A 6253-nucleotide genomic window follows, 5' to 3' on the forward strand; every position below is an offset into this window, starting at 1 on the left:
CTTCGCGCGCGAGCCGTCCATGGCTCGCCTGAGAGGCTGTTTTTTCACAGCCTCTCAGCGCGCGGCCGGCGCGGCCGCCACGGGGCGGCCCGGCCGGGCGTAGACGTCCTCGACGCCGGCGTAAGTGCGCTGCGTGGCGGGGCGCCCGGCGATGCGCTCGAACCAGCGCTGCAGGTGCGGGAAGGCGGCGAGGTCCTGCCCGTGCGGCGCGTGCGGCACGATCCACGGATAGCAGGCGATGTCGGCGATCGAGTACTCGCCGGCGATGTAGGCGCGGCCCTCGAGGCGGCGGTTGAGCACGCCGTACAGGCGCCGCAGCTCGTTGGTGTAGCGCTCGATGGCGTAGGGCACCGCCTGCGGCGCGTAGACGCGGAAGAAGCCGGCCTGCCCGGCCATCGGCCCCAGCCCGGCCATCTGCCAGAACAGCCACTGCCGCACCTCGGTGCGGCCGCGCAGGTCGGCGGGGATGAAGCGGCCGATCTTCTCGGCGAGGTAGAGCAGGATCGCGCCCGACTCGAACACGCCGAGCGGCGCGCCGCCGTCGGCCGGCGCGTGGTCGACGATCGCCGGGATCTTGCCGTTCGGCGAGATCGCCAGGAATTCCGGCCGGAACTGCTCGCCCTTCGACAGGCTGACCGGCACGATGCGGTAGGCCAGCCCGGCCTCCTCGAGGAACAGCTTGATCTTGAGGCCGTTCGGCGTCGGGGCGAAATGGAGATCGATTATCGCGGCGGGATCCTCGGGCCGGGCAGCGTACGTCAACCGCGGATGCTATGCAGGAACTCGCGCAGCGCCACTCCGATTTCCGCCGGCGAGTCCTCCTGCACGTAGTGGATGCCCCTGACGGCAACCTCGCGCTGGTTCGGCCAGGTGCGGCAGAACGCCAGCGCGCGGCCGGTCAGCAGCGCGCCGGGTTCGGCGGCGATCAGCAGCTTCGGCAGCGGGCTCTGCGCGAGGAAGGCGCCGTAGGCTTCGACCGTCGCCACCACGTCCGCCGGCGCGCCGTCGATCGGCAGTTCGCGCGGGAACACCAGCGTCGGCAGGCGCGCGGCCGGCTCGAGGAACGGCGCGCGGTAGGCTTCCATCTCGGCCTCGCCGAGCGGGCGCAGCACGCTCTTCGGCAGCACCGTCTCGACGAAGAAATTCTGCTCCAGCACCATCGTTTCGCCGGCGTCGCCGCGCAGCGCGCGGAACATCGCCGCGCGCGGCTCGGGGAAATCCTCCCAGCGGCGCGGCTGCACCAGCGCTTCCATGTAGGCGATCGCCTGCACCTGCCGCGGGAAGCGCTGCGCGCGATGGAAGCCCAGCGCCGAGCCCCAGTCGTGCAACACCAGCACGACGTTGCGGTCGAGGCCGAGCGCATCGAACCAGGCGTCCAGGTAGCGCACGTGGTCGGCGAAGCGGTAGCGCCCGTCCGGCGCCTTGCCGGACCGCCCCATGCCGACCAGGTCGGGCGCCAGGCAGCGGCCCTGCGCGACGACGTGCGGGATGACGTTGCGCCACAGGTAGGACGAGGTCGGGTTGCCGTGCAGGAACACGATCGGGTCGCCGACGCCGACGTCGACGTAGCTGATCTCGCTGTCGAGCACGGCGACGCGCTTGCGCGGATGCGGATCGAGGGCGGAGGGTGCGCTGGAGGTCATGACGATCAACACGGGAAGGGGCCAGCGGCTACCATAGCCGCGGCCGTGGTCCGCCCGGAGATCCAGGAATGGCGAAATCGATGGATCCAGCGCTGGCCTTCCCGCTGGCCCTGCCGCCGCGCGGCTCCGGCGCGCTGCTGCGCGCGCTGCACGGCCAGCTGCGCGCGGCGATCCTCGACGGCCGGCTGCAGCCGGGGCTGCGCCTGCCGACCACGCGCGCCCTGGCCGCAGCCTACGGCATCTCGCGCAACACCGCCGTGGCCGCCTACGACCTGCTGCTCGGCGAAGGCTATCTGCTGACGCGGCCGCGCGCCGGCGTCTACGTCGCCGACGTGCTGCCCGCCGCGGCCGCGCGCAAGCCGGCGGCGCAGGCGGCGGGCATCGATCGCCGCCTGGCCGCCCCCTGGCGCCGGCCGGCGCTGCGCCCGCACGCCGCACCGGCCGTGCCGCCGCGCTGGCATTTCGATCTCGGCGTGCCGGACACGCGCGCGTTTCCGTTCGACGTCTGGCGGCGGCTGGCGGCGCGCGCGCTGCGCGCGGCGGCGAAGCGTCCGCCCGCCTATCTCGAGCCGCAGGGACAGCCGGCGCTGCGCGCGGCGATCGCGCGGCACGTCGCCTTCGCGCGCGCGGTCGCCTGCGGCGCCGACGACATCGTCGTCACCGCCGGCGCGCAGCAGGCCTTCGACCTGCTGGCGCGCATCCTGGTGACGCCGGGGCGCACGGTGGTCGCGGTGGAGAACCCCGGCTATCCGCCGGCACGCGCCGCGTTCGCCGCCGCCGGCGCCAGGCTGGTGCCGGTGGCGGTCGACGCGGAAGGCCTGGTCGTCGAGCGTCTGCCGGACGCGGCGCGGGTGATCTGCGTGACGCCGTCGCACCAGTTCCCGCTGGGCGTGGCGATGTCGGCGCGGCGGCGCGCCGAGCTGCTGGCCTTCGCGCGGCGCCGCGGCGCGGTGGTGATCGAGGACGACTACGACGGCGAGTTCCGCTACGCCGGCCGGCCGCTGGACGCGTTGCAGACGCTCGACCGCGACGCAGCGGTGTTCTACGTCGGCACCTTCTCGAAATGCCTGTACCCGGCGCTGCGGCTCGGTTTCGTCGCCGCGCCGACGTGGGCGCGACAGGCGCTCGTCGCCGCCAAGCTGGCGGCCGACTGGCACTGCCCCGGCGCGACGCAGGACACGCTGGCCGCGTTCATCGGTGAGGGGCATCTCGTGCGCCACGTGCGCCGCATGCGCGGCGTCTATGCCGCGCGGCGCGAGGCGCTGCTTGCAGGGCTCGACGGCGAACTGTCGCACTGGCTGCGGCCGCTGCCGGCGGTGGCCGGCCTGCATCTCGCCGCGCGCACCGCGCCGGGCGTGGACGCCGACGCGCTGGCGCGCCGCGCGCGCGAACTCGGCGTCGGCGTGCAGTCGCTGCGCGACTACCGCCTCGGCCGCGGCGGCGTCGCCGGACTGGTGTTCGGCTTTGGACAGATCGACGCGGCGGCGATCCCCGAGGGCCTGGCGCAGCTGCGCCGCGCCTGTCGCGCGTGAGCGGCCGGCGCAGGAGCGCGCGCGCCCGCGCCCCGGCGCTCGGAAATCGCTAGAGATCGACGCTGGCGGTGAAGCGCAGCTGCCAGGGCGCGATCAGCTGGTTGCCGCGCACGTTCTGGTACAGCGGCGCCTCGACGTCGGCGTAGACGTGCATGCGGCGCACGCGCAGGTCGAGGCCGGCGGCGGCGAGCACGCGCGTGAAGCCGGTGTTGTCGGCGTCGGCCTCGGCGCCGCGGTCGTGGCGGCGCGCGGACAGCAGCGCTTCCAGCACCGGCGTCAGCGCCACGCCCGGCGCGAGCTGCCAACCTTGGGGATAGGCGCCCAACACGCCGTTCAATTCGGCGCCGGGGCGGTAGTCGCGGCGCGAGCCGCTGGGCAGATCGAGGTCGGCCCGGGCGAAGCCGCTCCAGCGCGCGTCCGCGCCGAAGCCGAAGCGGTGGAAACCGCCCAGCAGCAGGTCGGTGGTGCCGGTGCCGATCTGCGTGTCGCGCTCCAGCCCCGCATGCGTCCAGTCGCCGGTGGGCAGCTTGACGCCGAAGTCGAGGCCGCTGGAGAGGTCCGGCGAGAAGCCGGTGTAGGTGACGAGCACGCGCACGTCGCCGATGCCGCCGTGGTCGATGCGCAGCAGCTCGCCGCTGTCCTCGTCGCGCATGGCGAGGTGGCGCTGCGTGTACGGCAGGGCCACGGTCAGGCCCCAGCGGCGGTCGAACATGGTCTGCACGCCGGCGGTATAGAAACTGCTGCGGATGTGCAGGTCGTCGTTGTCGGCGGCGGGCGCCGAGGCGGTGCCCGACCAGTTGCGCGTCTGGTCGATGTAGCCCGCCTGCGCGAACAGCGTGGTGTGCGCGCCGCTGGGGAACAGGCTGCTGATGGCGACGTCGAACACGCCGCAGCCGCAGGCGCAGGCGTGCGCCGCGCCGGGCAGGGCCAGCGCGAGCGCCAGCAGGGCGCCGAGCGGCGCGAAGGCAGGCTTGCGGATCATGGCGGTCCGGGGCGGAAGGAGGAGAAGGGTTCGGTACGCCGCATGACCGCCATGATGCCGGAAACATTCCGGACATCGCTGCGGCGTGCGGTCGCGGGACGACCGCACGCCGCCAACGGAACTCGATGCTGGTGCGGCGCCGGCGCCGCGACGGCGGGAAAACTCAGGCGTTCGGCGGGCCGTGCGTGGCGGTGAGCCGCGCGCCGACGCGCTGCACGATGCGGTCGCAGCGCGCGCCGTCGAAGGCGAAGGCGTCGACGCTGTCGACGCTGAGCCGCGCCAGCAGGTCGGCGCGCAGCAGGTTGCGCGCGCGGTGGTAGCGCGTCTTCACCGTCGCCTCGTTGAGCTGCAGGCAGGCGGCGGTTTCGGCGACGTCCATCTGCTCCAGCGCGCGCAGCACGAACACCGCGCGGAATGCGTCGGGCAGGCGGTCGATGGCGGCCTCGAGCAGGCGGCGCGCCTGCTCGGCTTCGGCGTGGCCGGCGGGATCGGCGCCGTGGTGCGTGTGCAGCGGCTCGCGTCCGGAGCCGTCCTCGTCCAGCGACGTCTGCGGGCGGCGTTTGCGCAGTTTCATGCAGGCCTCGTTCACCGCGATGCGGGTCAGCCACGCGCCGAGGTCGTGGGGCTCGGCGAAGGTGTGCAGCTTGTAGTAGGCGGCGACATAGGCGTCCTGCACGGCGTCCTCGGCGTCGCCGTCGTGGGCGAGGATGCCGCGTGCGGCGCGGTACAGGCGGCGGTTGTAGCGGCGCATGATCGTGCCGTAGGCGCCGAGGTCGCCGCGGCAGACGCGCGCGACCAGCTCCGCGTCCGGCACGGTGCCCGCTTCGCGCGGCACGGGCGTCTCGCTGCGCTGCATGGCCACTTCTCCGCCGACCCGATGCGGCGAGTATCCCGCCGCGCGCGGCGCCGGACCATCGCCGCCGGACGAGCCGGCGGTGGCGGCGGCTTTCGGGGATCGGTCGAATTCGGCGTCGTGATGCATCTAGGCGGTCCTGGCGGCGGGCGGGCGGCGCCCTCGCCCGCATCAATGCGGCGGACGCGGAAAAGGTTCCGGCGCGGGCGACGTTGCGCCGCCGGCCGCCATGCCGCCGCACGGCGCCGGCGGAGACCGCAGCGCGCACCGTGACCATCGGCGCATGCGCGGCACCGGCGTTGCCCGCAGCATGCGCGCGCCACGGTGCCATGCGGCATCGCATCCCCCATTTCCTGCTGCGGAGTGCGCCCGCATGCCCAGCGTCGCCACCCTGCTCGCCTTCGGCCTGATCGCGCTCGGCCTGGTGCTGACGCCAGGCCCGAACATGATGTACCTCGCCTCGCGTTCGATCTCGCAGGGCCGCAAGGCCGGGCTGATCTCGCTGGCCGGCGTCGGCGTCGGCTTCCTGTTCTACATGCTGTGCGCCGCGCTCGGCATCACCGCGCTGGTGTTCGCCATTCCCTACGCCTACGACGCGCTGCGCGTCGGCGGCGCCGTCTATCTCGGCTACCTCGCCTGGCAGGCGTTGAAGCCCGGCGGCCGCGCGCCGTTCGCGCTGCGCGCGTTGCCGCCGGACAGTCCGCGCCGGTTGTTCGCGATGGGCCTCCTGACCAACCTGCTGAACCCGAAGGCGGCGGTGCTGTACCTGTCGCTGCTGCCGCAGTTCGTCGTGCCCGGCAAGGGCAGCGTGCTGCTGCAATCGGTGCTGCTCGGCGCCGAGCAGATCGCCATCAGCATGACGGTGAACGCGCTGGTGGTGATCGGCGCGGGCGCGCTCGCCGCCTTCCTCGGCACGCGCCCGCTCTGGGTGGGCATCCAGCGCTGGCTGATGGGCACCGTGCTCGCCGCGCTGGCCGTGCGCATGGCCACCGAGGCGCGGCGCTGAGGCGGCGCACGTTTCACCCGAGCGCGCGCGCGATCAGCCATAGCCCCGCCGCGACGGCGACGGCGCCGGTCGCGCGCGCGACGCGCTCGCCTGCCGGCGCCAGCCGTTCGGCGCTGATGGCGACGGCGACGGCCGCCATCGCGCGCAGGTCCATCACGCCGAGCGCGAGCAGGATCGCGCTCGGGCCGGCGCAGCAGACGCAGCAGTGCATGCCGAGGCGCAGGCCGTGCCGCCACG

General features: G+C 74.1%; 7 protein-coding genes. 2 read left to right on the forward strand and 5 right to left on the reverse strand.

What is annotated here, in order from left to right:
* Nucleotides 1-54 precede the first annotated feature (54 nt).
* Nucleotides 55-726 carry a glutathione S-transferase N-terminal domain-containing protein gene (locus MBSD_RS01860; protein WP_062534537.1) on the reverse strand — a complete coding sequence of 224 codons (672 nt, stop codon included), beginning with the start codon at nucleotides 724-726 and terminating at the stop codon, nucleotides 55-57.
* Between the two features lie 32 nt (nucleotides 727-758).
* Nucleotides 759-1643 (reverse strand): haloalkane dehalogenase, encoded by an 885-nt coding sequence (locus MBSD_RS01865; RefSeq protein WP_062534539.1) that lies wholly within the window; start codon nucleotides 1641-1643, stop codon nucleotides 759-761.
* 80 nt (nucleotides 1644-1723) lie between these two features.
* On the opposite strand from MBSD_RS01865, the gene pdxR reads away from it, so the two are divergent.
* Nucleotides 1724-3175, forward strand: a complete 1452-nt coding sequence (gene pdxR, locus MBSD_RS01870; protein ID WP_062534541.1) for a MocR-like pyridoxine biosynthesis transcription factor PdxR — start codon at nucleotides 1724-1726, stop codon at nucleotides 3173-3175.
* Between the two features lie 49 nt (nucleotides 3176-3224).
* Here pdxR and MBSD_RS01875 read toward each other — a convergent pair whose 3' ends face one another.
* Together MBSD_RS01875 and MBSD_RS01880 are read right to left on the reverse strand one after the other, a co-directional pair.
* On the reverse strand, nucleotides 3225-4157 hold the full coding sequence (locus MBSD_RS01875; protein ID WP_062534531.1) for a hypothetical protein: 933 nt from the start codon (nucleotides 4155-4157) through the stop codon (nucleotides 3225-3227).
* A gap of 163 nt (nucleotides 4158-4320) precedes the next feature.
* Nucleotides 4321-5013, reverse strand: a complete 693-nt coding sequence (locus MBSD_RS01880) for an RNA polymerase sigma factor (RefSeq protein WP_062534533.1) — start codon at nucleotides 5011-5013, stop codon at nucleotides 4321-4323.
* Between the two features lie 370 nt (nucleotides 5014-5383).
* Between MBSD_RS01880 and MBSD_RS01885 the strand changes: the two genes are divergently transcribed.
* Entirely contained in the window at nucleotides 5384-6016 is a 633-nt protein-coding gene (locus MBSD_RS01885; protein WP_062534535.1) for a LysE family translocator, read from the forward strand.
* Between the two features lie 13 nt (nucleotides 6017-6029).
* Here MBSD_RS01885 and MBSD_RS01890 read toward each other — a convergent pair.
* The coding region (locus MBSD_RS01890; protein WP_148667788.1) for a copper chaperone at nucleotides 6030-6253 on the reverse strand (224 nt) is incomplete at its 5' end.

This window comes from Mizugakiibacter sediminis (assembly GCF_000953855.2).
Lineage (GTDB): Bacteria > Pseudomonadota > Gammaproteobacteria > Xanthomonadales > Rhodanobacteraceae > Mizugakiibacter > Mizugakiibacter sediminis.